The sequence below is a fragment of the Capsulimonas corticalis genome, from assembly GCF_003574315.2.
Lineage (GTDB): Bacteria > Armatimonadota > Armatimonadia > Armatimonadales > Capsulimonadaceae > Capsulimonas > Capsulimonas corticalis.
This window is the reverse complement of record NZ_AP025739.1, coordinates 210,893-236,049: the sequence shown is the minus strand read 5'-3', so window position 1 is coordinate 236,049 and position 25,157 is coordinate 210,893. Positions and strand designations below refer to the sequence as shown.

22 protein-coding genes are annotated in these 25,157 nt (G+C 62.6%); 12 read left to right on the top strand and 10 right to left on the bottom strand.

The window, feature by feature from the left end; genetic code table 11:
- The first annotated feature begins 282 nt into the window (after positions 1-282).
- The 4 genes from D5261_RS01130 (at position 283) to zwf (ending at position 5,560) form a co-directional block, all read left to right on the top strand.
- Complete coding sequence (locus D5261_RS01130) at positions 283-633, top strand: hypothetical protein (RefSeq protein WP_125205840.1); 351 nt, start codon at positions 283-285, stop codon at positions 631-633.
- A gap of 548 nt (positions 634-1,181) precedes the next feature.
- Positions 1,182-2,594 carry an NADP-dependent phosphogluconate dehydrogenase gene (gene gnd / locus D5261_RS01125; protein ID WP_119320119.1) on the top strand — a complete coding sequence of 471 codons (1,413 nt, stop codon included), beginning with the start codon at positions 1,182-1,184 and terminating at the stop codon, positions 2,592-2,594.
- 334 nt (positions 2,595-2,928) lie between these two features.
- Entirely contained in the window at positions 2,929-3,966 is a 1,038-nt protein-coding gene (gene gnd, locus D5261_RS01120) for a phosphogluconate dehydrogenase (NAD(+)-dependent, decarboxylating) (RefSeq protein WP_119320118.1), read from the top strand.
- Between the two features lie 31 nt (positions 3,967-3,997).
- Entirely contained in the window at positions 3,998-5,560 is a 1,563-nt protein-coding gene (zwf, locus tag D5261_RS01115; RefSeq protein ID WP_119320117.1) for a glucose-6-phosphate dehydrogenase, read from the top strand.
- Positions 5,561-5,721: 161 nt separating this feature from the next.
- Here zwf and D5261_RS01110 read toward each other — a convergent pair whose 3' ends face one another.
- The 3 genes from D5261_RS01110 to D5261_RS01100 all read right to left on the bottom strand — a co-directional run bounded on the left by D5261_RS01110 (position 5,722) and on the right by D5261_RS01100 (position 9,499).
- Positions 5,722-5,961, bottom strand: coding sequence for a hypothetical protein (locus D5261_RS01110; RefSeq protein WP_119320116.1), 240 nt, complete (start codon positions 5,959-5,961; stop codon positions 5,722-5,724).
- A gap of 82 nt (positions 5,962-6,043) precedes the next feature.
- The gene (locus D5261_RS01105; RefSeq protein WP_119320115.1) at positions 6,044-7,687 is read right to left on the bottom strand and encodes a SpoIIE family protein phosphatase; all 1,644 of its coding nucleotides are present in this window, start codon (positions 7,685-7,687) and stop codon (positions 6,044-6,046) included.
- An 81-nt stretch (positions 7,688-7,768) separates the two neighbouring features.
- Positions 7,769-9,499, bottom strand: a complete 1,731-nt coding sequence (locus D5261_RS01100; RefSeq protein ID WP_119320114.1) for a GAF domain-containing protein — start codon at positions 9,497-9,499, stop codon at positions 7,769-7,771.
- Between the two features lie 184 nt (positions 9,500-9,683).
- Between D5261_RS01100 and D5261_RS01095 the strand changes: the two genes are divergently transcribed.
- The 4 genes from D5261_RS01095 (at position 9,684) to D5261_RS01080 (ending at position 14,872) form a co-directional block, all read left to right on the top strand.
- Positions 9,684-10,829: an exo-beta-N-acetylmuramidase NamZ family protein gene (locus D5261_RS01095; protein WP_119320113.1), complete on the top strand. Its 1,146-nt coding sequence runs from the start codon at positions 9,684-9,686 to the stop codon at positions 10,827-10,829.
- A gap of 160 nt (positions 10,830-10,989) precedes the next feature.
- Positions 10,990-11,862, top strand: coding sequence for an ATP phosphoribosyltransferase (gene hisG / locus D5261_RS01090; RefSeq protein ID WP_218025515.1), 873 nt, complete (start codon positions 10,990-10,992; stop codon positions 11,860-11,862).
- A gap of 317 nt (positions 11,863-12,179) precedes the next feature.
- Positions 12,180-14,255, top strand: coding sequence for a DNA mismatch repair endonuclease MutL (gene mutL / locus D5261_RS01085; protein ID WP_119320112.1), 2,076 nt, complete (start codon positions 12,180-12,182; stop codon positions 14,253-14,255).
- Positions 14,256-14,356: 101 nt separating this feature from the next.
- Positions 14,357-14,872 (top strand): metal-binding protein, encoded by a 516-nt coding sequence (locus tag D5261_RS01080; RefSeq protein ID WP_165863995.1) that lies wholly within the window; start codon positions 14,357-14,359, stop codon positions 14,870-14,872.
- A gap of 47 nt (positions 14,873-14,919) precedes the next feature.
- Here D5261_RS01080 and D5261_RS01075 read toward each other — a convergent pair whose 3' ends face one another.
- Positions 14,920-16,476, bottom strand: coding sequence for a DUF4153 domain-containing protein (locus tag D5261_RS01075; RefSeq protein WP_119320110.1), 1,557 nt, complete (start codon positions 16,474-16,476; stop codon positions 14,920-14,922).
- A 179-nt stretch (positions 16,477-16,655) separates the two neighbouring features.
- On the opposite strand from D5261_RS01075, the gene D5261_RS01070 reads away from it, so the two are divergent.
- Both D5261_RS01070 and D5261_RS01065 read left to right on the top strand, forming a co-directional pair.
- Positions 16,656-17,252 (top strand): hypothetical protein, encoded by a 597-nt coding sequence (locus D5261_RS01070; protein WP_119320109.1) that lies wholly within the window; start codon positions 16,656-16,658, stop codon positions 17,250-17,252.
- Entirely contained in the window at positions 17,249-18,541 is a 1,293-nt protein-coding gene (locus D5261_RS01065) for a DCC1-like thiol-disulfide oxidoreductase family protein (protein WP_119320108.1), read from the top strand. The genes D5261_RS01070 and D5261_RS01065 overlap by 4 nt, the downstream gene beginning before the upstream one ends.
- 150 nt (positions 18,542-18,691) lie before the next feature.
- On the opposite strand, the gene D5261_RS01060 is transcribed toward D5261_RS01065, so the two are convergent.
- Together D5261_RS01060 and D5261_RS01055 are read right to left on the bottom strand one after the other, a co-directional pair.
- Complete coding sequence (locus D5261_RS01060; protein ID WP_119320107.1) at positions 18,692-19,465, bottom strand: TatD family hydrolase; 774 nt, start codon at positions 19,463-19,465, stop codon at positions 18,692-18,694.
- Between the two features lie 4 nt (positions 19,466-19,469).
- Positions 19,470-20,045 carry a hypothetical protein gene (locus tag D5261_RS01055; protein WP_119320106.1) on the bottom strand — a complete coding sequence of 192 codons (576 nt, stop codon included), beginning with the start codon at positions 20,043-20,045 and terminating at the stop codon, positions 19,470-19,472.
- Positions 20,046-20,194: 149 nt separating this feature from the next.
- On the opposite strand from D5261_RS01055, the gene D5261_RS01050 reads away from it, so the two are divergent.
- On the top strand, positions 20,195-20,911 hold the full coding sequence (locus D5261_RS01050) for a hypothetical protein (RefSeq protein WP_119320105.1): 717 nt from the start codon (positions 20,195-20,197) through the stop codon (positions 20,909-20,911).
- 43 nt (positions 20,912-20,954) lie between these two features.
- Complete coding sequence (locus D5261_RS01045; RefSeq protein WP_119320104.1) at positions 20,955-21,896, top strand: PLP-dependent cysteine synthase family protein; 942 nt, start codon at positions 20,955-20,957, stop codon at positions 21,894-21,896.
- A 12-nt stretch (positions 21,897-21,908) separates the two neighbouring features.
- Here D5261_RS01045 and D5261_RS01040 read toward each other — a convergent pair whose 3' ends face one another.
- The 4 genes from D5261_RS01040 to D5261_RS01025 form a co-directional block, all read right to left on the bottom strand.
- Positions 21,909-22,478: a VapC50 family PIN domain-containing toxin gene (locus tag D5261_RS01040; RefSeq protein ID WP_119320103.1), complete on the bottom strand. Its 570-nt coding sequence runs from the start codon at positions 22,476-22,478 to the stop codon at positions 21,909-21,911.
- A 3-nt stretch (positions 22,479-22,481) separates the two neighbouring features.
- Complete coding sequence (locus D5261_RS01035) at positions 22,482-22,934, bottom strand: helix-turn-helix domain-containing protein (RefSeq protein ID WP_119320102.1); 453 nt, start codon at positions 22,932-22,934, stop codon at positions 22,482-22,484.
- Positions 22,935-23,004: 70 nt separating this feature from the next.
- Complete coding sequence (locus D5261_RS01030) at positions 23,005-23,877, bottom strand: hypothetical protein (protein ID WP_119320101.1); 873 nt, start codon at positions 23,875-23,877, stop codon at positions 23,005-23,007.
- Positions 23,874-25,124, bottom strand: a complete 1,251-nt coding sequence (locus D5261_RS01025) for an extracellular solute-binding protein (RefSeq protein ID WP_119320100.1) — start codon at positions 25,122-25,124, stop codon at positions 23,874-23,876. Before D5261_RS01025 ends, D5261_RS01030 begins: the two co-directional genes overlap by 4 nt.
- Positions 25,125-25,157: the final 33 nt, after the last annotated feature.

The window sequence follows — 25,157 nt, the reverse complement described above, 5'->3', positions numbered from 1 at the left end:
GTCAAAGTTAACGCGACTTCGATTCGGTGGGCTAATATTAGGCGTGTTACCAGCTATTTTTTCCGTTTTTCCTTGTCGTTACTGGCATGCATCCTCGCAGCAGATCCTTGTTTTATGGTCGTGCGGTTGGCTTTTTGGAACATGTTGGAGTTTAGCGTTCGACATTGTAGACCAATATCGTACGAAGCGGACACGGTTGGACATAAGTGCTGTCTCGCCGGAGCCTGGAGTTGACTAGCGCCTGCCATGGGATGTATTATTGGCAGAAAGGTGATCACGCATTTGCGCCTCTACCTGGCGGATAAGCTTGTCATCGGCTATTTGGTGTTTTGCCTATTTCTGGTCGTTGGACTATATCGAAAGAAGCTTTCCAAATCCTTTCGCCGCAGAGCTTTAGTGGGCCTTCTATCAAGCACGCCGGCTATCGTGAACTTATTAGCTCGCCATCACCGGCATGTGCTGACGGAGCCTGTTGAGCTTTCGATTTGTGGCTTCGCGGCGCTGATAATCTTCTTTAATCTCACGTGTGAGATTAAAGAAGGCGATATTGAGAAACAAAAGCGGCTGGACGCGGGCATCGTCTGGAAACAGGATCGCGAGTACCATGAGTGGGCGCGGCCGGACCCGGAGTAAGATCACGATGTCTCATCTCCTTTACAATCTCGTGATGTACTTATGTCAGGACATTGCGGCTAGCCTGTTTATTTGGGCTTGCGTGAAGTACAGACTTCGAGGTCCCAACCCGGCGCCACGGAATATCTTCTTTGCTCTGATATTTTCCTCAATGTTTATGCGGCGCCTCTCCCCCGTGATTTTTCATGAAGACACCCGGTCAAGTCCGAGTTGGCCTCTCATTGTCTTGATGGGCGCCAATGCGATGGGTTTTACGGTATATGCCGTCTACCTGCTAGTGCATCGCAAAGCGCCGGAGAGGCCGGCTGCCGGAAACCATATCAAATAACTTGGTGTTGGCATATCGTCGGAAAGCGAGATACGGTGGGGATAAAAGCGATCTGCGAACTTGCAATTTCGAAATGCTGTGTCTGTTTACTTTGTTTCGCTTCTGATTTTGTGGTAAAAATCTGCCATTGATCTTTCTAAACCACAGAAGGATATGATTTCCCTTAGGGCGAATATAAAGCAAAATAAAGTGGAATTTTTGGAGGCGTGAGGATTAAAGCGTGAGCGAGACACATTTCGGATTGACGGGACTTGCGGTAATGGGGCAGAATTTGGCGCGGAACGTGGCGCACAAGGGCTTCCCGATCGCCGTGCATAATCGCACGACGGAGAAGACGGAGACGTTTTTGGCGGAGCATGGCTCCGAAGGACAGTTTACGGGCTCGACCAGCGTTGAGGAGTTCGTGAACGCGCTGACGCCGCCCCGAGCCATCATGATCATGGTCAAGGCCGGCAAGCCGGTCGATGACGTCATCGCGGAGATCAAGCCGTTTCTCGCCAAGGGCGATCTTTTGATCGACGGCGGCAATTCGCTCTTCACCGACACCGAGCGCCGCGTCAAGGAGCTGGAGGCCGAGGGCCTGCGTTTCCTGGGCACGGGCGTCAGCGGCGGCGAGGAAGGCGCGCTGAACGGGCCGAGCATCATGCCCGGAGGCAGCCAGGAAGCCTACGCGATTGTCGAGCCGATCTTCACCAAGATCTCGGCGCAGGTGAACGGCGAGCCGTGCTGCACCTTTATCGGCGCGGGCGGCGCCGGCCACTATGTCAAGATGGTGCACAACGGCATCGAATACGCCGACATGCAGCTGATCGCCGAGGCGTATGACCTGCTGAAGAACGGTCTGGGCCTGACCAACGAAGAGCTGCACGAAGTCTTCACCCAGTGGAACGCCGGCGATCTGGATTCGTTCCTGATCGAGATCACCGCACAGATCTTCGCCCGCAAGGACGACGATTCCGATGGTTACCTCGTGGACAAGGTTCTGGACAAGGCCGCGCAAAAGGGCACCGGCAAGTGGACGTCGCAGTCCTCGCTGGACCTGGGCATCCCGGTCACGGCGATTACCGAAGCCGTTTTCGCCCGCTGTCTGTCCTCATTCAAGGATCAGCGCGTCGCCGCCTCCAAGATCCTGCCCGGCCCGACGGGCGGCAAGATCGAAGGCGATCGCCAGCAGTTCATCGACGATGTCCGCGACGCGCTCTACGCCTCCAAAGTGGTGGCGTACGCGCAGGGCTTCGATCAGATGATCGCGGCGGCCAAAGAGCATGGCTGGACGCTGAACCTGGGCGCCATCGCGACGATCTGGCGCGGCGGCTGTATCATTCGCGCCCGTTTCCTGGACCGAATCAAGGAAGCCTACGACGCCCAGCCGGACCTGGCGAACCTTCTGCTCGCGCCGTACTTCACCGAAGCGGTGGGGAACGGCCAGACCGGATGGCGCCGCGTGATCTCCGAAGCCGCGCGCCTCGGCATCCCCGTCCCGGCCTTCTCCTCGTCGCTGGCGTACTACGACGGCTACCGCCGCGCGAACCTGCCCGCGAACCTGATCCAGGCCCAGCGCGACCTCTTCGGCGCGCACACCTACGAGCGCACCGACAAGCCCGGCAACTTCCATTCGCAGTGGGTGGAGTAGGGGCAGGCCCTCATCCGGATGGCCCTCATCCCCCAGCCCCCTCTCCCAATTCTGGGAGAGAGGGGAGTCGGAATAAGAGTTAGGATTTTATATTTGAGATCTTAAAACTCAAAACTCTGGCTCCCCTTCTCCCAGAATTGGGAGAAGGGGCTGGGGGATGAGGGCCATCCGTCCAAATCTCCTCAAACATTTCCCGTCAGGAAACCCCGCGGACATAGTTCGCGGGGTAAACTAACGTCTGGACACGGCAAAAATACCAGGCTCGGCATTTGTGCGGGTAGGATTTGCTGGACCAAGCACGCCCCATTGGGTTCGCCGAAAGGGATCACACGGAATGGAACTCGTCATGGTCGGCCTCGGCCGCATGGGAATGAATATGCTGGAGCGGCTCGCGCGCGACGGCCACACGGTCTATGGCTTCGATACGTCGCCGGAGAAGGCGGCGGAAGTCGTGAAGCGCGGCGGCGTTTCGGTCACGGATCTGGGAGAAGCGGCCGCGAAGTTTACGCAGGCGACGCGGATTTTCTGGATCATGGTGCCGCAGGGCAAACCGGTCGACGACACAATTGAGAAGCTCAAGGCCGTTCTCTCGCCGGGCGATATCATTATCGACGGCGGAAATTCGTACTTCAAGGATACGGTGCGGCGCGGCGGGGAACTCGAAACCGCCGGACTGCATTACATCGATTGCGGCACCTCCGGCGGCGTCTGGGGACTGAAGGAAGGCTACTGCCTGATGATGGGCGGCGATGAAGCGTCCGTCAAGATCGCGGAGCCCATCTTCAAGAGCCTCGCGCCGGAAAACGGCTATGTTTACACCGGTGCGTCGGGGTCGGGCCACTATGTCAAAATGGTGCACAACGGCATCGAGTACGGCATGCTTCAGAGCTACGGCGAAGGGTTCGATATCCTGCACGCCAGCGAGTATAAGCTGGACCTGACCGCGATCGCCTCGGCCTGGCGCTTCGGCAGCGTCGTCCGCTCCTGGCTGCTCGACCTGCTGGTGCTCGCCTTCAAGAACGACACCAACCTGGAGCACATCCGGGGTTATGTCGAGGACTCGGGCGAGGGACGCTGGACTATCCAGGAAGCGATCGATCACAACGTGCCGGCGCCGGTCATCACGGCCTCGCTCTTCGAGCGGTTCCATTCGCGCGAGAACGAAAGCTTCGCCGCGAAGGTCATCGCCTCGCTGCGCAACGAGTTTGGCGGGCACGCCGTGAAGTCGTCCGACGCGAACCTGGGCGACGCCACCGGGTCCGGGGCGGCTACGGTCAACGAAGGCACGTCCTCCAGCACCGCCGATCAGATCCAGCCGGGCGACAAGGCCAGCGTGGCCGCCGAGAAGATCGGCGCCCGCAAGACTGCATAATCACATCCGACCACACTCTTCAGGAGACCTTATGGCGATCAATGAAAACAACGGGCAGGGCAAACCCGGCGAGAAGCCGCCGCTGGTGGAGCGCCCCTTGCCGCCCTGCAATATCATCATCTTTGGAGCGACGGGAGACCTGACGCACCGAAAGCTCATCCCCGCGCTGTTCAGCATTGAAGCGCAGGGACTGCTGCCGGAACACGTGAAGATCATCGGATTCGCGCGCCGTGACTACTCCGATCAATCTTATCGCGACGAGCTGAAGGCGTCCCTGGAAGAGTTCGCTCCGGACCTGTGGAAAGAATCGCAGGACGCCTGGCCGCGCTTCGCGCACCGGGTCGTCTTCCACCGCTCGGACTTCGATAACTCGCAGGGCTTCCAGTGGCTCAAGGAGCGTTTGGACAAGTTCGACGAGACGGAAGGGACCGGCGGCAACCGCCTGTTCTATCTCGCGACCCCGCCCAGCACCTACTCCACCGTCATCGATCAGCTCGGCAAAGCGGGTCTTGCGAAGCGTGACGGCGAAACGAACAATCCGTTCATTCGTATCATCGTCGAAAAGCCCTTCGGCTCGGACCTGACGACGGCGCGCGCGCTGAACACGGAGCTGAAATCGGTCTTTGACGAGGACCAGATCTATCGCATCGACCACTATCTGGGCAAGGAAACGGTCCAGAACATCTTCGTCTTCCGGTTCGCAAACGCTCTCTTCGAGCCGCTGTGGAACGGCAAGTACATCGACAACGTTCAGGTGACGGTCGCCGAAACCGTCGGCGTCGAACAGCGCGCGGGTTACTTCGATACGGCCGGCGAGCTGCGCGACATGGTGCAGAGCCACGCTTTGCAGATCCTTTCCCTGGTCGCGATGGAGCCCCCGAACTCGCTGGGCGCCAACGATGTCCGCGACGAAAAGGTCAAAGTGCTGCGGGCGATCAAACCGGTCGTCGGCAAGGACTGCCAGGAGTGCGTCGTGCGCGGCCAGTACGGCGCGGGACAGATCAATGGCAAGGATGTCCCGGCGTACCGGGACGAGCCGAATGTTCCCAAGGAATCCGTGACGGACTCGTTCGTCGCGCTGAAGATGGAGATCGAAAACTGGCGCTGGTCGGGCGTGCCGTTCTTTATCCGCGCCGGCAAGCGTATGGGACAGCGTCTCACCGAGATCAACATCGTCTTCAAGGAGATCCCGCCGATCCTGCTCAAGCAGCTTTCCCCAACGGGCGTTGAGCCGAACGTAATCACCATTCGCGTCCAGCCCAACGAAGGCATCTCCATGCGCCTGAGCGCGAAGCCGCCGGGCGCTCAGACCCGCGCGGTGCCGGTCGATATGAACTTCACCTACGGCACCAGCTTCGGCCAGCGCATCCACGACGCCTACGAGCGCCTGCTGATGGACGCCATGCTCGGCGACGCCGCGCTGTTCACGCGCGACGACGAAGTCGAAGCCGAATGGGGCCTGATCACCCCGATCCTCGAAGCGTGGAAAAACACCCCCGCGCCTGACCTGCCCAACTACGCGGCGGGCACCTGGGGACCGGAAGCCGCGAACAAGCTCGTGGCGGACGTCGGCCGGAAGTGGCTGGATCGGTAGGGGCAAACCCACCCCGGCCCTTCGGGCCACCCCTCCCACCAGGCTGGGAAGGGTTAAAGAGAAAAACCCCGTCGCCTATACTGAGGCGACGGGGTTTTTAGTTTTCCTACCCTTCCCAGCCTGGTGGGAGGGGTGGCCCGAAGGGCCGGGGTGGGTTTGCTCTACTTATGTCCCGTTCGCGGGAAGAGCGCGCCGCCGGCGGGGGCGGCGCCGCGTCCGGTGGCGCGTTCGGCCGCGCTGCCCTGGGGCAGGCCGGGCTTGGCGCCGGCGGCCGGCTTCTTGCCGCGCGCCAAAGCGCGGCGCTGTTCCCGGTTCAAGGGCGGCGTCTGCTCGGCCGGGGCAGCGGCTTCCTCGCTCACCGAGGGCTCTTGATCACTGGGGGTCGGGATTTCCTCCGTCATCACATTTCTCCTTTACGCTTACAACGGCGTTCTTCATTCTATTATACCGCCCAGATGCGCTCATCTCCAAGAGGGGCGGACGTTAAGCCACGGCAATGAGCAGGCAGGCGTCGTCGCGCAGCGAGCCGTCGGCGTGGGCTTCGACTTCCCGCATCACCTGGGAGACGATCTTTTCGGCGCTTTGACGCGCTCCGGAGCGCTGCAACAGCTTGCTCAGCCCGGCGACGCCCAGGAATTTGTCCGAGCGCGTTCCGGCGTCCGTGACGCCGTCCGTGTAGATGGCGAGCATGTCGCCCGCGCAGAGAACCACGCTTTCTTCGGCGTACACCATTCCGGCGGCGGCCCCCAGAATCGCCCCCGTGGGCGCGAGCTCCTCCACCGTCTGCGTGTCGGCCCGGCGCAGCAAGCCCGGCTCGTGGCCGCAGGAGACATAAGTCAGGATTTTAGGCGTCGATTGGTACAGGCCGACGAAGAGGGTGGTGAACCCGGAGAGCAGATTGTGTGTCGCGAGCATGTCGTTCAGGCGCGTGACGGCGTCGCCGGCGCGCGCTTCCTGGTAAAGCAGGCAGCGGAGCATGTTGCGCACGATCGCGACCTGCACCGCCGCCGCCAGCCCCTTGCCGCTCACATCGCCCACCACCAGCGCGAAGGTCTTTTCCGTCACCTCGAAGACATCGTAAAAATCGCCGCCGACGCTGGCTTCGACGAGCGCGGGACGGTAAAACGGAGCGACATCGAGGCCGGGGATCGTTTCGGGCGTCGTGGGCAGCAGAGCCTCCTGGAGGACGCTGGCGATCGTCTTGTTGCGCAGGCGCACGCGCGCCGCCTGCACCGCCGCCCGCGTGTGGAGGGCGACGGCCTTGATGGTCGCAATCTCTTCCTCCGACCACTCCCGGGGCGTATCCGTCATCGCGGCGATCAGCAGGACCGACGAGACTCCCGGCTGCGGGATCGGAACGAACACGGCGGCGCGGACCGCCTCCCGCGCCAGGATCGCGGCCACCGGCGCGGCGATCAGATCGCTCGCCGCGTCCGTCACGACGAGCGGCTCCTGGTCGTGGAAGACGCGGGCGAAGTCGATCTGAACGACCGGCGGGCGGCGCGAATTTGGCGGCCGAGAGTTCTGCCGCAGGGAGGCCGCCTCCGAAATGGAGGCGACGGGGCGGATGCTCCCGTCGTTTTCCAGGACGCCGAAGTAGCACAGGTCCAGCCGCAGGAGGCTGGCGAGTTCACGCGCGGCCGTCTCCTGAAGCGCGTCGGAATCGTCCGTGTCGCCCAGCGCGTCGTTGACCTTGTTGATGAGCGCCTCGCGCGCCGCCATCGCCTGCGCCGAGGCGAGCAGTTGCGCGTTGCGCCGCATGGCGTCGATGCCGGCCACCACCAGAAGTCCTACAAGCACGAGGAAGCCCAGTTCGACCCAGTCGCCCTGGTTCCGGACCGAGAATGACAGGCGGGGCGAGATCAGAAAATACCACTCCGAGCCAAGAGACAAAAGCAGCGTGAGAAATCCGACGCGCCGCCCGCCGACAGCCGTGAGGACGGCGATCGGGATGACGTATGCGATCCCGTAAGGCCGGACATAGTGGTCGACGCGGACCGTCAAAAAATGCTGCACCCACTCCAGCAGCATCGTCATGACAGCGACCAGCGCCGGCGAAAGCGCGAGCGAGAACCATAAGGGGTAAGGAGTGAGCGGCTTATGCGGCGGAATGGTCGGCTTATTCATGCTGGTGTTTGACGGCTTCGCGATGACGGATTCCCGTGATTGACGGACGATCGATCTTTAAGATTGACGGGCGGGTCGATCTTAGCTGAGTTTCTGACGCCAGGAGGGAAGCGGCTTCTGGCGATCCATTTCGAGCACGACCGTGGTCCCGGTCGGCCCTGTCAGGAGCCAGACGCGGTCGACGGTATTCAGAACGAGCCAGAACCCATAGCCCAGCGTGCCGGCCGTGGTGAATCCGCGCTCCAGCGTCGCGAGCGGCAGGCGGTCCATATTGATCCCCTTGCCCTGGTCTTCGATCCAGACTTGCAGCGTTCCGGAGCGGCTGACGCACACGGCGCCCGAGCCGCCTCCGCCATGGACTACGGCGTTCATGGCGACTTCGCTGACGGCGGTGACCAGATCCTGCGCCCGGTCCTCGGGCAGATGGGTATGCTCCGATGCGGTGATCGCCTGGCGGCGCAGCTGCGAAATGGTCTCCGCCACCAGGGCGACCGGCGGCAAATGGGGAGTGGACCGGCGCGGAAGATCGCCGGCCGTGGCGCACAGATGGAGCTTGCCTTCGGTGACGCTGGCGAGGACATCGCGCAGGAATTTGCGCTGCTGGTTCGCCGCCGCGCGCGCCTCGCGCAGCAGGCGCGTGTTTTCCTGCTCGACGCGCTTGCGCTCCGCGACCTCCTGCTCCGCCGCCGCGCGCAGCCGGTTTTGCTCCTCATAAAGCTCGACCGTGGTGATGGCCGACGCCGCCAGGTTGCCCAGCGCGGAGGCGACACGCACTTCCAGAGGCTCAAACTTTTGGCGCCGCCGGTAATAAAAGACGAACGTTCCGGTAGGCTCTCCGTGCAGGATAAGCGGCAGAACGAGCAGCGCCTGCACGCCTTCGCCGCGCAAGACCTCCAGACGAGGCGCCATCCGTTCATCAAGCGCGACGTCTTCGATGATCACCGGCTCCGTCGGCGCGGGATGCCCCCCTGTCGGAACTTGCGAGCGCACGAACGCCTCGGACAGGCCGGACTGCGACGCCATCCGCCAGACGCCGTCGCCGCCGCGCCGCCAGAGCGCATAGGCGTCGGCGTCAAAGAGGCGCTCGGAGAGGCTCAGGATCCCGCTCACCAGGTCGCTCAGATGCAGCGATCCGATCAAGGAGCTCGCCGCGTCCGCCAGCAGGGAAAGACGCTCTTCGGCCTGCAAGTGCAGCGCCATCGCTTCTTCCTGAATGCGTGTCGCCTCCCTGGCTTCGCGCAGAAGACGCGCGTTGTCGATTGCCACCGCCGCGCGCTGCGCCAGGTCCTCGGCGAGCGTCAGATCGCTTTCCGTGAAGATCCGGTTCGAATCGGCGGTCGTCACCAGCGCGATGACGCCGAACGTCCGCCCGCGCGCCGTCATCGGGACCATCATCAGGGAGCAGATCCGAAGGCTGAGATATTCCTGGAGGAGTTCGGGGTTTTCGACGCCGGCGCGCAGCATCTCTTCCGTCACTTCGGGATAGTACTCCGATTGGCCCGTGCGCATCACGCGCAGATAGGAGGCGGTGGCGGCCGATCCCTCCTGCTGCGCGAGCGCCTTGCCCCGGGCCAGCTGCTCCGGATCGGCGTGGGCGGTGGCGAGGCGATGGACGCGAACGTTTCCATCCGTCGCGACATCGGCCATGCCCACGGAGCACCAGTCGGCAAAGCCATGCACCAGGGAATCGGCGATCTTTTGCAGGACGGTTTCGTGGTCGAGCGACGTATTGAACTGCCGGCTGGCTTCCACGAGAATACGCAATCGGTTGGGCGTGGCTTCGTTGTCATCGCGCGGCGCGAATTCTGGCATGAACGATCCCTTGCATGAGAGTGCATCACGATGCTAAACTTGCACTGCGCGGCGCGCGCGAACGGTTTGCAGAATTCTACGCGTCGCTTCCAAAATCCTGCAATTTTCCATTCGTAACCAATGGCGTTCGTTCATGGAGATCTCCTGCGTGGAAATCTCCACGAACGCCTATCGAGAGATCTGAATGTCCAACTTAAAATCCGTTCTTGCCGGCGTCGACGTTCTGGAGCGCGACGGTTTTTCGGCGCTTGCCGGGTCCCGTGTCGCGCTGGTGACCAATCACACGGGGCTGACCGGCGACGGCCGCGCCACGGCCGATCTGCTCCGCGCCGCGCCGTCCGTGGACCTGCGCGCCTTGTTCGGGCCGGAGCATGGCGTGCGCGGCGAGCTGGACACCGAGCAGATCGCCGACGGCGTCGATCGGCGCACCGGGCTTCCCGTCTACTCCCTTTACGGCCCGCGCACGCGTCCGTCGGAAGAGCAGCTTGCGGAGATTGACACGCTGGTCTTCGACATCCAGGACATCGGCTGCCGGTTCTATACCTATATCAGCACGCTGGCGCAGGTGATGGACGCCGCCGCGGAGTTTCAGAAACGCTTGATCGTACTGGACCGCCCAAACCCGATCCAGGGGGCCGCCGTGGAAGGCCCGATCGCCGATGTGGACAAACTGGCCTTTGTCGCCTGCCATCCCATCCCCGTGCGCCATGGCGTGACGATCGGGGAGATGGGGCGCCTTTTGCAAAAAGAACGCGTTCCCGGCTGCGACTTGACGGTCGTCCCCTGCGAGGGCTGGCGCCGGAACGATTGGTGGGACGCCACCGGCCTTGTCTGGACCAACCCGTCGCCCAACATGCGCTCGCTGACTCAGGCGGTCTTATATCCGGGCGTGGGCCTTCTGGAGATGACGAACGTCTCCGTCGGGCGCGGAACGGATACGCCGTTCGAGCTCTTTGGCGCTCCGTACCTCGAACCGCGCGCCTTCGCCGCCTTTGTGAATGACGCCGCGCTTCCGGGCGTGCGCGCCGTTCCGGTATGGTTCACCCCCCGCGCGAGCGTCTTCGCCGGCGAACGCTGCGGCGGCGTGAATCTGGCGCTCACGGACCGGGGCGCCTTCGACGCCGTCCGCCTGGGCTTCACGCTGGCCGCCGCGCTGCGCTCGCTTGCCCCCGATCTGTGGATCCCGGAGAAACTGATGACGCTTCTGGTGAACTCGGATGCTTACCGGGGAATCTTGGAAGATCGGCCTTATGAAACGATTGCGTCCGGGTGGCGGAATTCTTTGACGCAATTCGCGGCCAGGCGCGACGCCGTCCTTCTGTATCCGTGATTTATACTACTGCGAAATTTCTACTGTAACACGCGAAACCGAACGGATGCTGGTATAATAGCCTTGCATCCCTATCGTTGACTTCCATTGCCGCAAACCGGTATCCTAAAGGGACCTTTTGGGCGAGAAAATAATTCAATTCGATGGGAAACTTAGCACCGTGACAAAGCTGCGCATTGGCGTGCCGAAGGGCAGCCTGCAAGAGGCGACCTTCGCCTTGTTTAAGAAAGCCGGATGGGACTTCCGGGTCAGTACTCGTTCGTACCAGCCGGTCGTCGATGACGACGAACTGGAGCCCGTGCTCCTGCGCGCGCAGGAGATCCCGCGCTATGTTGCGATGGGCGTTCTCGATGTGGGCCTGACCGGCCACGACAACGTGATCGAGAGCGAAGCCGACGTCTATGAAGTCAGCGAGCTGATCTACTCCAAGGCGACCTCGCGCCCATACCGCTGGGTGCTGGCCGTGCCGAACAATTCGCCGATCTCCGGTCCCAAGGACCTGCAAGGCAAGCGGATCGCGACCGAGCTCGTGAACGTCACCAAGCGTTATCTGGAGAAGCACGGCGTCACCGCGCATGTCGAGTTCAGCTGGGGCGCGACCGAAGTGAAGGTCCCGGACCTGGTCGACGCGATTGTCGAAGGCACCGAAACCGGCAGCACCCTCGCCGCGCACGGCCTGAAGATCGTCGACACGCTTCTGGAAAGCACGACCCGCCTGGTCGCAAACAAAGAAAGCTGGCAGGACGACTGGAAACAGCGCAAGATCGAAAACATCGCGCTGCTGCTCCAGGGCGCGCTCGACGCCGAGACGCTGGTCGGCCTGAAGATGAACGTCTCCAAAGAGAACCTGGACGCCGTCATCAAACTGCTCTCCTCGCTACGTAAGCCGACGATCTCTCCGCTGGAGGAAGACGGCTGGGTAGCGCTGGAGACGATCATTCCGGAAAAGACCGTGCGCCATATCGTCCCCGAACTGCGCCGGAACGGCGCGCAGGGACTGGTGGAGTATCCGCTGAATAAAGTAATTTACTAGGACGTATACTCTGGCGTTGCGGGGCGCCTTGGCAAACCCACCCCCGGCCTTTGGCTGCCCCCTCCCTCGGACGGGAAGGGTTATTTTAGAGCTTGTTATCGCGGACGGCTTTCGTCAGAGGCAATCTTACAAACCCTTCCCGGCGACGGGAGGGGTGGCCCGAAGGGCCGGGGTGGGTTTGCCGGCCTGAAGATGTACGCTGTATTGATAGGATAGGGTAGACCTTTGGATCAAAATCCTCTTTCCGGATCCGCCCCCGCCGCGCGAGTGACCTGTTGACGCAACCCGCGTCAATCTAACTTGAGAAGAGAACGTTTATGTCCAGCACTCCGAAAATTCAAATCCTCGACGACACCACCGCCAATCAGATCGCGGCGGGGGAGGTGGTCGAGCGGCCGGCGGCGGCGGTGAAGGAGTTGGTGGAGAATGCGCTGGACGCCGGGGCGAAGCGGGTTCTGGTGGAGCTGGAAGAGGGCGGCAAGTATCTGATTCGGGTGACCGATGACGGATCGGGGATGTCGCAGGAGGATGCGGTGCTGTCGCTGCAGCGGCACGCGACGTCGAAGATCCGGTTGGCGGACGATCTGTTTAAGATCACGACGATGGGGTTCCGGGGCGAGGCGCTGCCGAGCATCGCGTCGGTTTCGCAGATGACGATCGTGACGCGGCTCGACGATCCCGAGGAGCCCGACGCGCCGGGGATCGAGCTGCGCTGCAATGGCGGGACCTTTGAAGGCGTGACTGAGGTCGGGGCGCGGACGGGCACCAGCATCACGGTCGAGAACCTGTTTTACAACGTGCCGGCCCGTTTGAAGTTTTTGAAGACGTCGCAGACCGAGACGAACCATATCGTCGAGCTGATGCAGCGGTTCGCGCTGGCGTATCCGCATGTCGCGTTCCGATTGCAGCAGAACAATCAAGAGCTGTTCTCCTCCGGCGGAAGCGGCTCGATGATGGACGCCTGCGTGCAGGTCTTCGGCCGCGACACGGCGCGGCATCTTGTGCCGATGGATTATGAGGCGGGCGGGCTGCGGGTCTGGGGATTTGTCGCGAGCCCCGCCGCGCTGAAGAACGCCCGTTCGTGGCAGCATAGCTTCGTTAATCGCCGCTTCGTGCGCAATAAGGCCGTGACGCGCGCGCTCGACGAGGGGTACAAGAGCGTCCAGACGATCCACGGCGTCAAATATCCGCCGGCGGTGATCATGATCGATGTCGATCCCGGCCAGGTGGACATCAATGTCTCGCCGACCAAGACCGAAGTGCGCTTCACCCGCGAGGGCGAGATCTATTCGGCTGTCTACCACGCCGTCAAGGAAGCGCTGCTCGCCGGCGGCCTCGTGCCAACGCTGATCCAGAAGATGACGCCGGGCGGCGGCGAGGAAGCTTCACCGGCGTCCGGCGAAGGCGCGCGCAAGTCTTCGGGGGTTGGGTACGGTCAGGCGCCGCTGTTTCAGGTGCCGTCGCGTCCGCCGGTCAATGTCCGCCGTCAGGATGTGACGCAGTCGCCGTTCCACGAGGCGCTGCTCGGCAAGGCCGCCGGAGAGCCCGATCCCTTCGAGGACGCCGCCGGATATGGCGCGCCGGCGAACGGATATGCAGGGACTGGAAGTAATGGCGCGCAGTACGCCGTGCACGCCGCGCCGCCGTCCGACCGCGTGCAAGAAGGCGCGCTGATGCTCGATTCGCCGGAGATGCTGGAGCAGACGGAGTTCGCGCGTGAGGGCGGCGATGCGCCGCTTGAAAGCACCGCGCCGATCGAGAGCGCAACCGGCGGCGATTACCGAAACCACAACCTCGGCTCGCTGCGCGTGCTGGCGCAGTCGCGCAATATGTATATTGTGGCGCAGACCGACCACGCGTTGGTTTTGATCGATCAGCACATCGCCCACGAGCGGGTTCTCTATGAGAAGCTGATCGCCGGCGCCGAGGGGGCCGGGGCGGGAGTGCCGGTCCAGCAACTGATGATCCCCTTTACGCTGGAACTGAGCAAGCGCGAGGCGATGGTGGTGGAGAACCGGCTGGAGGATCTGCGCCGCGCGGGCTTTGAGCTGGAGCCGTTCGGCGGCGAATCTTATCTCGTGCGCTCGGTCCCGGCGTCGGTCGCCCAAAAGCATATCAAGGCGCAGGGCGGCCCCGAGGAAGTGCTGCGCGAGATCGTGGATGAATTGGTGGAGAAGACCACCTCGCGCCGCCTGATGCTGCCCGCCGAGGAAGTCTTGATCACGGCCAGCTGCAAGATGGCGGTCAAGGCGGGCGATCCATTGACGTTCGAGGAGATGAACGCGCTCGTCTCCGATCTTCTGAAGTCTGATAACCCGTACACCTGCCCGCATGGCCGCCCGATCATCGTGGAATTGGCGAACAGCGATCTGGACCGCAAGTTCGGCCGCTAGCCGTCCCAATATTGGCGTTAGCCGCCCCGAGATTCGTCCACGGATTGTCGCGTATTCGCCCGTGGTTTAGGCTTCGTCGAAACGCAAGAAAGTCCATTCCGTTGCCCAGTGGGAAAGTTCACGACAAGATCACGCTGATTACGGCCGCCGCCGCCGTACCGGTCTGGTATCTCTACTGCCCGTCGGCCGATGTCACGCCGCTCATTCTGACTCTCGGCTCGTATATCTTCTCCGGCCTCTGGCTGTCCGACGATCTCGACACCCAGAGCGTCGCCTACAAGCGCTGGGGCGTCCTGCGCTTCCTCTGGTGGCCCTACAAGACCCTGGTGCCGCACCGATCCTGGGTCTCGCACGGAATTGCGGTCGGCCCGCTGATCCGTGTCGCCTACTTCCTCTTCATGCTCTGGGCGACCGTGCGCTGCGTGCTCTGGCTGCTCGTCCGCAAAGGCATCCCCGTCGACCGAAACGCCGTGATGACCGACATCTGGTCCCACACGCTCTCCTGGACATTCACGCATCCCACCTGGACCCTCTGGATCGTCGTGGGCCTCATCCTCGGCGGCGTCGCGCACTCGGTCGCCGACACCATCGTCAGCTTTCTGAAGAAAATTTGGTGAACATCCGTTCCCTACGGTGAGTGGGCTGCACTGGTCGGGGATGGGGATCACTCTCCCGGACACGCATCCTTCGGCGCGCCGGCCGCCAGCGTTCTCAGCTCCACCATTCGACTTTCCACGGCGTTCCACGCCTGCGCGCGTCCGACGCTCCATCCGCGCCAGTCGATCTGCGGGGGCGGGGTCCAGCGGGAGAGCAGCTGGTGGGCGACGATGGCGGCGTCGGCGGGCGCGAGGGTGGGGAGCGCGTTCACCAATGGGGGAACGGCGTCGGCGCTCAGGGAGGCGGCGTAGCAGCCGTCGAACCGGTGGGCGCTGTGGGCCTGGGCGAGGTTGATTTTGGCGATCAGGGCGTCTGGGTTGACGCCTTCGAGGACGCCGATCCCCAGAGCGGCGGCGGCGAGCGCGCCGCCGGCGAAGAGGCGGCGGCGTCCGCGCAGGACGGTCAGGCAGAACCAGGCGAAGACCACGGCGAGCCAGACGATGGCGGCCATGACATAAAGGCGCAGCTCCGTCATGCCGTATACCGCTTCGTAGAGGCGCATCCGGTGATAGGCGCTCGCGAGCATCACGCCGAGGAGCGAGACCTGGACGCCGGCGAGCCATTGGAATGGGCGCTCCGCGCGCAGCTCCCGGCGGTCCAGCGCCCAGTGCAGGAACAGCAGGACGGGGAGGACGATCGCCGCCACCGCCAGCAGCTCGAAGAAGCCGCCGCGCGCATACTCGGCGTATGTCAGACCGGTGGTCGCCCGGATCAGCGCCTCGCCGCCGAAGGCGTAGCGAAGCTGGACGCCGACAAAGCTGAGAAACAACAGGTCGATCGCCGTGAGGATGGTCATGACTTCCGGGACGCCCAGCGTCAGCAGCGGAGCGGCCGCCGCAGGCGACTGCGCTTCGGCGGCGTGTCGCAGGGCGCGGTGGAGGACGCCGGCGGCGCACCAGGCGACCACGGCGATGGTCAGCAGGTGCGCGATCAGCGTTTGGAGATCCCACTCAAACAAGCTTGTCACCACATGCCGGTACGCGGGATCGGCGGACATCAGCAGCGCCAGGAAAACGACAAATAAGGGCGCCACGATCAGCAGGCCCCGCGCCACGCCCGGGGCGGCGACCCAGCGGTCCGCGCCTTCGGGCGCCTGGGACATTTGATCTTCAGTCTGCGGCGCCCGGGGGATGAAGCCGTCACTGACCCGCCCCGCCGCGCCTCTGGCGGCGTTCATAAAACGGGTCGGGCCGGTGAAGGCCGCGCCGGCCAGCAGCGCCACGCTTTTGGCGTACTCCACGAACCCCGAGCGCATCGCGCGCCATCCTTCCTGAACCGAGACCGCGCCCGCCGCCGCCACGATGATCGCCAGCAGGCATAGCCCGTGCAGCGCGAAGGAATCACGCAGCGCCATCAGGCCCGAGAATAAGAGCGCCAGCGCGATCAGAACGCGCCCGCTCATGGCCGCCGCGATCGATTGCCGGCGCGCCAGGACCGCCGCCGCGCCCACGGCGGAGCTGGTCCACAAAAGCCAGTTCAGCCCGGAGCCGTCCGAGTCGCGAAACAGCGCGTCTCCCAAAATCCCAAGAAGCAGCGCCGCTCCCAAAATCCATTGCGCCATCATCGTAACCTCCCGGAGACAGGCGTGCTCCCTGTCTCGCGAGTCGATAGTACCATAAAGTTCGATGATTTGCAAATTACTTTATAATACAAAGTTAATCAGAACTCATTGTCCGTTCGCTTAGCCGATGCAGGAATCGGTGTGCTGACAGAGGAATTAAGGGAGTGAATTAAGGACCGGGAATGAATACAAAAGATCTATCAGAGCGGGATAAGGTGCGTCTGCGGCGGCAGGAGCGGGCGCAGTGGGCGGCGTTTGGGCGAGTGGCGATCACGGTGTTCGTGGTCTGGCATCTCTTTGCGCTGGTGGTGTGGGCGCTGGCGGGGACTTCGGAGGTCGCGCGTCAGGGTATGTCGATCGTCCGCCCGTACATGACGCTCACGGGCCTTAACCAGGGCTGGCTGATGTTCGCGCCGGAGCCGTATAAGCTGGATGTCTATGTCGAGACGGTTGTGCACTACGCCGATGGAAGCCAGCGGGTGTGGGACTATCCGCGCATGGATCAGCTGCGTTACGACGACCGCTATCGCAGCGAGCGTTACCGTAAGTACATCGAGGTGGCGCATCAAGAGGGCTTCAGTTACCTGTGGCACTCCATGGCGACCTACGCCGCGCGCATCAACAACGACCGTCCCGGCTCGCGGCCGGTGTCGGTGGATTTGATCCGTCACTTCCGCGTGCTGCCGGATATCCAGACGACCGCGCCGGGCGCGCCGCCCCCGCCGATGGGCGTTTATAAATTTTACTCGACCGACATCCAGCCGGAGGACCTCCGGTGAACGCAATACGCAGCGATTGGCGCCGTTTCTGGTTTAAGCCTATTCACAGCGGTCCGCAGGGTCTGTTTCGCATCGTCATGGGCCTGCTGGTTCTGGCGAACGCCTGGATTTTGTTTCCGGAGCGCGTCGTCTGGTTTTCGGAGCGCGGCGTCCTGCCGACCAACTTCGCCGACAACTATCAGGCGAACTATACGCCCGGGCCGCGCGTGATCCATCTGCTCCATCACGCGAGCGACGCCTGGCTGACGGCGTTTTTTGTGATCTTCATCCTGGCGGCGATCTGCATGACCGTCGGGCTATGGACGCGCCCGTCGCTCTTCCTCGTCGCGCTTGGCCTGAATGCCATCCACAACCGCAATCCCATCGTCAACACGACCGGCGGCGACTGTGTGATGCTGGTCATGACGATCTATTTGATGCTGGCGCAGGCTGACGCCTCCTGCTCCCTCGACCGACTGTGGCGCGTGCTGAAGGGGCGTGAAGGGCGCGTGGCGCCGCGCATCGTTCCCTGGGCGCAGCGCCTGATGCAGATCCAGCTTTCTCTGGTCTATGCCTGTACGGCGATCGCAAAGCTGCAGGGGAAATCCTGGCAGGAAGGCGTCGCGATCTATTACCCGATGCATCTGCCCGCGTTCGCCCGGTTCCCAACGCCGCACGTCATCAGCGACAATCTGATCATGATCAACCTGATGACCTACGCGGCGCTCGGCATTGAGCTGGCCCTGGCCACGTTCGTCTGGGTTCCGCGTCTGCGTCTCTATGTCCTGGGCCTGGGAGTGCTGCTGCATCTGGGGATCGAATACTCGCTCAATATCCCGTTGTTCTCGTTCCTGATGATCGCTTCTTATATCCCGTTTCTGACACAGGAAGATCTGAGCAACTTCCAGAACTGGCTCGTGCGTACGATCCGCCTGACGCCGCTCAAGCTCGTCTACGACGGCGAATGCGACTTCTGCCGGTCCGCCCTGCTCGTCGTGCGCTTCTTCGACGTCTTCGGCCTGGTGACGTTCCTCGACTCCCGTGACCCCGCGCAGCTCGCCCTCGCCCCGGAAGTCAGCGCGGAGGACGCCGAGCACGCGGCAATCGCCGTCGGCCCTAAAGGCCGCGCGTACCCCGGCTTCTACGCCTTCCGTGAGATCATCCGCCGCACGCCCGCATTCTGGCTCCTCACGGTGTTCCTCTACATCCCCGGCGTCCCGCAGCTCGGCCAGTCGGCGTATCAATGGGTAACGAAGAACCGCTCGCGTTTGCCGGTCGCGCCGAGATATAAGGCGAAGGCGCAGAGCTAACGCGGCCCTCACCCGGCGCTTCGCGCCACCCTCTCCCAATTCTGGGAGAGGGTTAAGATTTTGGATCAAAGATCCAAATAAAAAACTCCCTCTGACTCCCCCTCTCCCAATTTTGGGAGAGGGGGCCGGGGGGTGAGGGCTCCATCTTTCCTACACCCGAAATACAAACCGCGCGTTGTGCGTGGTCGCCTGGGCGACATCTTCGGGAGAAATTCCGCGCGCGTCGGCGACGATGGCGGCGACGGCGGTGAGGTAGGAGGGTTCGTTGCGCTTGCCGCGCCAGCGCTGCGGGGCGAGGTAGGGGCAGTCGGTTTCGAGGAGCAGTCGGTCCAGCGGCGCATAAGCGATGGCGACGCGCAGGGCGTCCGATTTTTTGTAGGTGGCGACGCCGCCGATCCCCAGCCAGCAGCCGGCGTCCAGGCAGGCGCGTGCGGTGTCCGTATCCCCCGTAAAGCAGTGCATGACGACCGGCGCCGGCGTGGCCGACTCGCGGAGGATGCGCAGGACATCGTCCTGTGCGTCGCGGCAGTGGATGATCAAGGGGAGACGAGGATCAAGGGAGGCGGCGAAGGCGATCTGTTCGGCGAAGACTTGCTGCTGGTGGTCGCGGGGCTGCGTGTCCCAGTGGTAATCGAGGCCGATCTCGCCGTAGGCGGCCACGCGGTTTTGAGACGCGTCCCAGAACCCGCGCAGCTCGGATTGCGATTCCGGGGTCCACTCTTTCGCGGATTCGGGGTGGACGCCGATTGCGGCGTACACCCCGTCCATCGCTGTGAGCGCGGCCGCCCGGCGGCTGCTCGGCATATCATAGCCGATCGTCAGCATTGCGGAGACGCCGGCGCTGCGCGCACGCGCCGCCACCTCTTCCCGATCGTCATCGTAGTCCGGATGGTTGAGGTGGCAGTGCGTGTCGAACAGCTCCATGGGGTTAGAACCGGAAGCCGACGGACACCTGCGGGCCGCCGGGGTTCACGCTGCCCGAGGACGACGTGAAGTGGTAGCGCAGGTCGAGGAACGACGCCTGGTTGATGTTGACGCCCAGATTCAGGAAGCCGCCGACGAGCAGGTCGTTGTTCGTCTCATGCCCGCCTGTGTCGTTGCTGACATCGATGTTGGTGTAGTAAGCGCCAGCGCCGAAGCCGTAGTACACCGAGTTCTTGGCGGAGAGATCCTGAACATAGCGGATGCCGTAGGTCAGCGGAACCACACGCATGTGAAAGTTGCTGGCGCCCCGGTCGATGTAGTCCAGGGAGACGAACGTATCCGACGTCGCGCTGTCCTGATGCAGATGGTAATCCACGCCTACGCTGGGGAATGTCTGGCCGACATCCTTGCGAATCTTTCGGTTCGTGGGGAAGTATGCGCCCACGCGCAGCGATATCGGTTGGTTATGCTCAACGCTGGCGGCCGGCGGCTCGAAGACTTGGGCGGAGGCGGGGCGTGCCGAAAGGGCGCCGGCGGCGAGAGCGGCGGCGGCCAGCACGAAAATCGAACTCTTGCGCATGGGTAGGGTGTGCTCCTTGAAGTGTCGAACGAACCTGTGTGAAATACGGTGGTTTCCCCGAAATTATAGGACGTACAGCCGGGAATGTCAAGTAAAGCGCGCAAGGAGCGCGCCTGCTTGACGGGATCCGGTATCATAACTGCAAACTTATGAGCCAAAACCTTTCCGCTTCGGTCTCCGCCAGCCGATTCCATCCGTTCCGCGCCGGACTGCGCGCCGCCCGCGCGAACCTCGCTCCCAGCCTGCTGATCCAGCTCGGAATGCTGCTCGTGGTGGTCGGCTACTACACGGTCCCGGCGGTGCGCCACGCGCTGTCTTCGGTCGCGGGCGTGAAAGCGCACCTGGGATACGGCTTCAGCATCTTCAGCGCCGTGATCGCCGGCGCCGTGATCCCGGAGTGTTTGACGATCGTGTTCTACCAAAAGGGCCGGGCGCGGCGCAAGAACTTTGAGAACCTGCTGTTCACCATGCCGTACTGGGGCGCGAACGGTTTCTTTGTCGACGTTTTCTACCACTGCCAGGCGCTCTGGTTTGGAAGCGTCGCCAGCGTCCCGGTCGTCGCCAAGAAGTTTCTCGTCGACATGCTCTGCTACAACCCGCTCTTTTCCACGCCGCTCGCCGCGATCTGTTACCAGTGGAAGAACGGCGGATATCGCGCCGACGCCCTGCGCGGCGCGGCGAGCTGGCGCTTCTACAAGGAGCGCGTGATCCCGCCGCTCGTCACCTGCTGGGGGACCTGGATCCCGATCGTCATTTTGATCTACGCGCTGCCGTCGCTGCTGCAAATTCCTCTCTACAGCCTGGCGCTCAGCCTCTGGGTTCTGCTCCTGACGCATGTCACGTCGTCGCACGAGGATGACGTCTAAAAAGATGGGTATACTATTGATAGCTTATCACTAGGAAAACATCATGCCTGTCGCCGTCGCCAGCAGTCTCGACCAGCTCATCGGCAATACGCCGCTTGTCCGTCTGACATCGCTTGAAGAAGAAGCCCCAGGAGTTGAGATCTACGCCAAGGCCGAATTCTTCAATCCGGGCGGCTCGGTCAAAGATCGTCCGGCGCTCAACATGATCCGGGAGGGCGAGCGCTCCGGCGCGCTGCGCCTCGGAAAGATCATTCTCGACGCCACGTCCGGCAATACGGGGATCGCCTACGCGATGATCGGCGCGGCGCGCGGTTACGCCGTGAAGCTATGCCTGCCTTTGAACGCCTCGCCCGAGCGTAAGAAGATCCTGCGCGCTTACGGAGCAGATCTGGTGCTCACCAACCCCGCCGAGCAGTCCGACGGCGCCATTCGGATGGTCAAGCAGCTCTACGCGGAAGATCCCGACCTCTACTTTTATCCCGACCAGTACGGCAATGACGCCAACTGGCGGGCGCACTACGAATCCACCGGTCCGGAGATCTGGGCGCAGACCGAAGGCCGCGTCACCCACTTCGTCGCCGGTCTGGGCACCACGGGAACCATGATGGGCGTCGGCCGCTTCCTGCGCGACACAAACCCGAACGTCACCCTGATCTCCATGCAGCCCGACTCGCCGTTCAACGGCCTGGAGGGCCTCAAGCATCTGGAAACCGCCATCGTCCCGCCGATCTACGACCCCCGCGTCGCCGACCAGAACGTCGAGTGCCGAACCGAGGACGCCTACGCGATGGTCAAGCGCCTTGCCCGCTGCGAAGGCCTCCTCGTCGGCATCTCCGCCGGCGGCAACGTCCACACCACCCTGACCCTCGCCAAACGCGCCCCCCAGGGCAGCGTCTTCGTCACCATCCTCTGCGACGGCGCCGACCGATATCTCTCGGAACGGTTCTGGGAAGACACGCCCGACGAACCGCGCCCGCAGGTTTAGCACCGGTGTATCTTACAGATACTCAATATACTGACGGAGAGCCGCAGTGCTTTGAGTGAGACTCTGCGCCGTAAGCGCGGCTAAATACTCTTCTGGTGATTTTGGAGGGCGCTGCTTTGATAACCGATCGATTTTGAGCGCCTCTAAAGCTTCGAGCGGGAAGGTTTGCACCAGGTCCAGCACGAACGCGTCGGGAGTGAGCGTTCGTATGTGATATGGAGCTAACTTCTCTGTGGGGAAATCGCGCCTATTGAAGGTGACGATGGTTTGGGCTTCAATGTGTATCGTCGCCGCTAACACATGTCGGTCATCTCGGTCCGGCAGATCCAAGTCCTCGATCAAGCTTTCGTATCCCACTACCAACGATCCGGGAATCGCCTCGTCCATCAGTCGGCGAGTACGCGCGAGCTGCTCTGGGGAGATATCGCTGCGGTCTTCGAGTACGTTGCGGATCCATTCATCGTGAATTGCGTCAGTCCAATAGGCTTGGTAAAGCTCGCCGAGCGCCAAATACATCAAGACACTGCGGAGCCCCGCAGGATACAGAACGCAGGCGTCGAGAATGACCTTTTGTTTTGACACGGACTAATTTTCCATGCCCAGTTCTTCCGCCTGAGCCTGTAATTCCCGCATTGCGGCGTAAGATGCTTCCTTTTGGCGTTTCTTATAATCGGCAATATCTTCCCGACGAACTCGCCGGTGGCTTCCGACAAGATGAAACGGAAGTTTGCCCTGCTGCAAGAGAGAGGTCAAATAGGGCCGGGATACGTTGAGATAATCCGCCGCCTCGGACGTGGTCATATCGGATTCTACGGGCTCGATGGACACCGTGTGTCCACTCGCTGTTTCATTCAAAATACGCGACAACAGCTGGACGATCAATGGCGATAAGGCGACCGACTCCTGATTATCTTCCGATTGGATTTGTATCTGGAGGCTTTTATGCAGGTTTGAGAAATGAGACAATTGGCGTGAGGCTTTGGCGGCCATCATTACATCGTGTTGTGTTGGCGCAATCGTTTCGGCGTTTGAAGACATAAATTTCTCCTCTTGCGGAAATTATACCTTAATAAGTGTAATATCTGTAATAAGTGAAATTCTGTATGAGTTACCCTGTTTGCCCCAGCGAGACCAATTCTTCCAGCGTCTGTGTCATCACATCGGTTTGAAGCACGACTTCGTCGATCTCTCCGGTCACTTGTTCCGGCGAGCGGGCGCGGACTTCGTCGTTGATCAGGCCGAAGGTGTCCTGGAGCAGCTGAAGCTGCTGGTCGAGGTTTTTGAGCATCGCGCCGATTTTGCCAACGTGGTCGCGGCGGCGCTGGAGGATATCGAGGCGGCGGGCGAGCACGGAGCGCGTGCCTTCGTCCTTCTCGGCGGACATGGCGGTCTGCAATTGCGCGATCTCGCCGTCGTAAAACCGCTGGATATCCGCGACGACGCCGGGAGCCGCGCTGCTGGGGAAGAGCAGGTCTTTGGACGCCGGTCGCTCGCGGCCGCTGGTCAGGCGGACGTTGGGGAGGGGCGGAGGGCTGAGGCGGCATTCGCTCAGGAGCGACTGGAGATAGGCGCGGAACTCCAGCTCCTTGAGGGCGAATTGCAGGAATTTGTCCAGCAGATAGTCGAGCTTGCGCATCATCTGGCCGAACATCTGCGTGTCTTGCTGTGTCACGCCTTCGATCTGGCGGCGGATCGCCTCCAGGCGCGCGAAGCGCTCCTGGGTTTCGGGCGGCAGCTGCAGCAGGATCTGCATGTTCCGCTGGCGGCGCTGGCGCAGCGCTTCGGCGGCGGCGCGCTGGGCCAGGCGGTCCGTGTACCAGCGCGATTCGGGCACAAACAGCAGATATGCGGCCTCGGCGACGACGCCTGCCAGCAGCGGGATCGGATTGAGCAGCACGGCGGAGAGGATCACGGACGCGCCCATGCCGACGATGTTGCCGTTTTCTTTGATCGCTTCGCTGATCGGCGGCTTACGGTTCATAGCTGCGCGCCGCGATGGGCGACGTTGACGCGCCACTGGTTGGCCGCGTCGTTCAGCGCCCCGTAGGGCGGCAGCTCGATCGCCGAATAGGACTGCTGGAAGCCGGTCGCGGAATCTTCCTGCAGCGCCATTCCGCCCGAGTGCGCCGGGCGGAAGTGGTACTTCATGCCGTCTTTTAGCGATTCGTCGCTGGCCAGGAAGCGAAGCAGCGCCTGTCCGCCTTCGCGCTGCGCGTCGGAGACCCAGGGCGCGTTCAGGACGACGGCGGCCTGCTCGGCGACCGCCGTGGGCCTTGGGTAGACCATCGTCAAATTCGAATCGTTCTCCGTCGCCTCCAGCGCCTTGCTTTCGTAGGCGGTGATAAAGTCGCGCGTGGACGGATTTGCTTCAAACGACTTCTCCAGAGCGCTGGAGCCGACCGTGTTGGGATCGTACAGGAAGCCGCGTTCGACGCCGATCAAATACTGGGTAAAGGCCGCGCTCTGCGCCGCCTGCTCCATGTCGCCCTCCTGCCCGTGCTGCTGGGCGTACTCTCCCAGGATCAGGGACATGGTCAGCATGCCGCTGCTGGCGTCGAGCGGATCGGCGTGGGCGAAGCGGAACTTGCCCCAGGGCGCCTTGCGCGTTCCCGCGCTGAGCTCGCGCACCGTCGACCACGGCGCGGATCCCGCGAAGACGGATTTCAAAAACGGCGCCTTGGCGTGGGTGGTGAGCACGACGAGCGGGGATTTCAGGAGCACGCGGTAGTTCTGGGGATCATCCATATCCGCGATGCGCACGCGCGAGCCGTTGCGCTGCGCCCAGACTTCGCTGAATCGCGCGATCCAGACCGGGCTGCTCGGGCTCCAGATCGTCGGCTGCGACTTGCCGGCGAGCATCACCTGCATCGCGTCGCGCGACTCCAGCAGCGGCAGGCGCGTGGCGTGATATTTGCCGGCGTTGGCGCTATTGAAGGCCGCGATCTCATCGTCGAGCCACTGCGCTTTGGTCGCGGTCGTGAGCACCGTGATATCGCCCGGAGCGCCCGCGCCCGGCGAGCTGGCCGCGCCGCTGGTTTGCGGGGAATGCTGGAATAGACTCTTGATCTTGCCGAGCACGCCGCCGCTTTGCGGAGCCGGCGGGGCTCCGGCCGGAGCGCTCAGCGCGACGGACGGGGAGTGGCTCTGGCTCCACCAGCGGTAGCCCCCAATCGCCAGCGCGATCACAATCAGAAACAAAACAATCCGGCTCACCTTGATCGAGTCCATTGGGGCTCTCCTTATTATCAAGGAGATTATACA

Coding starts and splice junctions, on each gene's coding strand:
- D5261_RS01055 (WP_119320106.1), bottom strand. CDS start 20,045: ATGCGCAAGAGTTCGATTTTCGTGCTGGCCGCCGCCGCTCTCGCCGCC.
- gnd (WP_119320118.1), top strand. CDS start 2,929: ATGGAACTCGTCATGGTCGGCCTCGGCCGCATGGGAATGAATATGCTG.
- D5261_RS01030 (WP_119320101.1), bottom strand. CDS start 23,877: ATGAACCGTAAGCCGCCGATCAGCGAAGCGATCAAAGAAAACGGCAAC.
- D5261_RS01045 (WP_119320104.1), top strand. CDS start 20,955: ATGCCTGTCGCCGTCGCCAGCAGTCTCGACCAGCTCATCGGCAATACG.
- D5261_RS01050 (WP_119320105.1), top strand. CDS start 20,195: ATGAGCCAAAACCTTTCCGCTTCGGTCTCCGCCAGCCGATTCCATCCG.
- D5261_RS01110 (WP_119320116.1), bottom strand. CDS start 5,961: ATGACGGAGGAAATCCCGACCCCCAGTGATCAAGAGCCCTCGGTGAGC.
- D5261_RS01060 (WP_119320107.1), bottom strand. CDS start 19,465: ATGGAGCTGTTCGACACGCACTGCCACCTCAACCATCCGGACTACGAT.
- D5261_RS01095 (WP_119320113.1), top strand. CDS start 9,684: ATGTCCAACTTAAAATCCGTTCTTGCCGGCGTCGACGTTCTGGAGCGC.
- D5261_RS01075 (WP_119320110.1), bottom strand. CDS start 16,476: ATGATGGCGCAATGGATTTTGGGAGCGGCGCTGCTTCTTGGGATTTTG.
- D5261_RS01035 (WP_119320102.1), bottom strand. CDS start 22,934: ATGTCTTCAAACGCCGAAACGATTGCGCCAACACAACACGATGTAATG.
- D5261_RS01100 (WP_119320114.1), bottom strand. CDS start 9,499: ATGCCAGAATTCGCGCCGCGCGATGACAACGAAGCCACGCCCAACCGA.
- D5261_RS01105 (WP_119320115.1), bottom strand. CDS start 7,687: ATGAATAAGCCGACCATTCCGCCGCATAAGCCGCTCACTCCTTACCCC.
- D5261_RS01070 (WP_119320109.1), top strand. CDS start 16,656: ATGAATACAAAAGATCTATCAGAGCGGGATAAGGTGCGTCTGCGGCGG.
- D5261_RS01025 (WP_119320100.1), bottom strand. CDS start 25,124: ATGGACTCGATCAAGGTGAGCCGGATTGTTTTGTTTCTGATTGTGATC.
- mutL (WP_119320112.1), top strand. CDS start 12,180: ATGTCCAGCACTCCGAAAATTCAAATCCTCGACGACACCACCGCCAAT.
- zwf (WP_119320117.1), top strand. CDS start 3,998: ATGGCGATCAATGAAAACAACGGGCAGGGCAAACCCGGCGAGAAGCCG.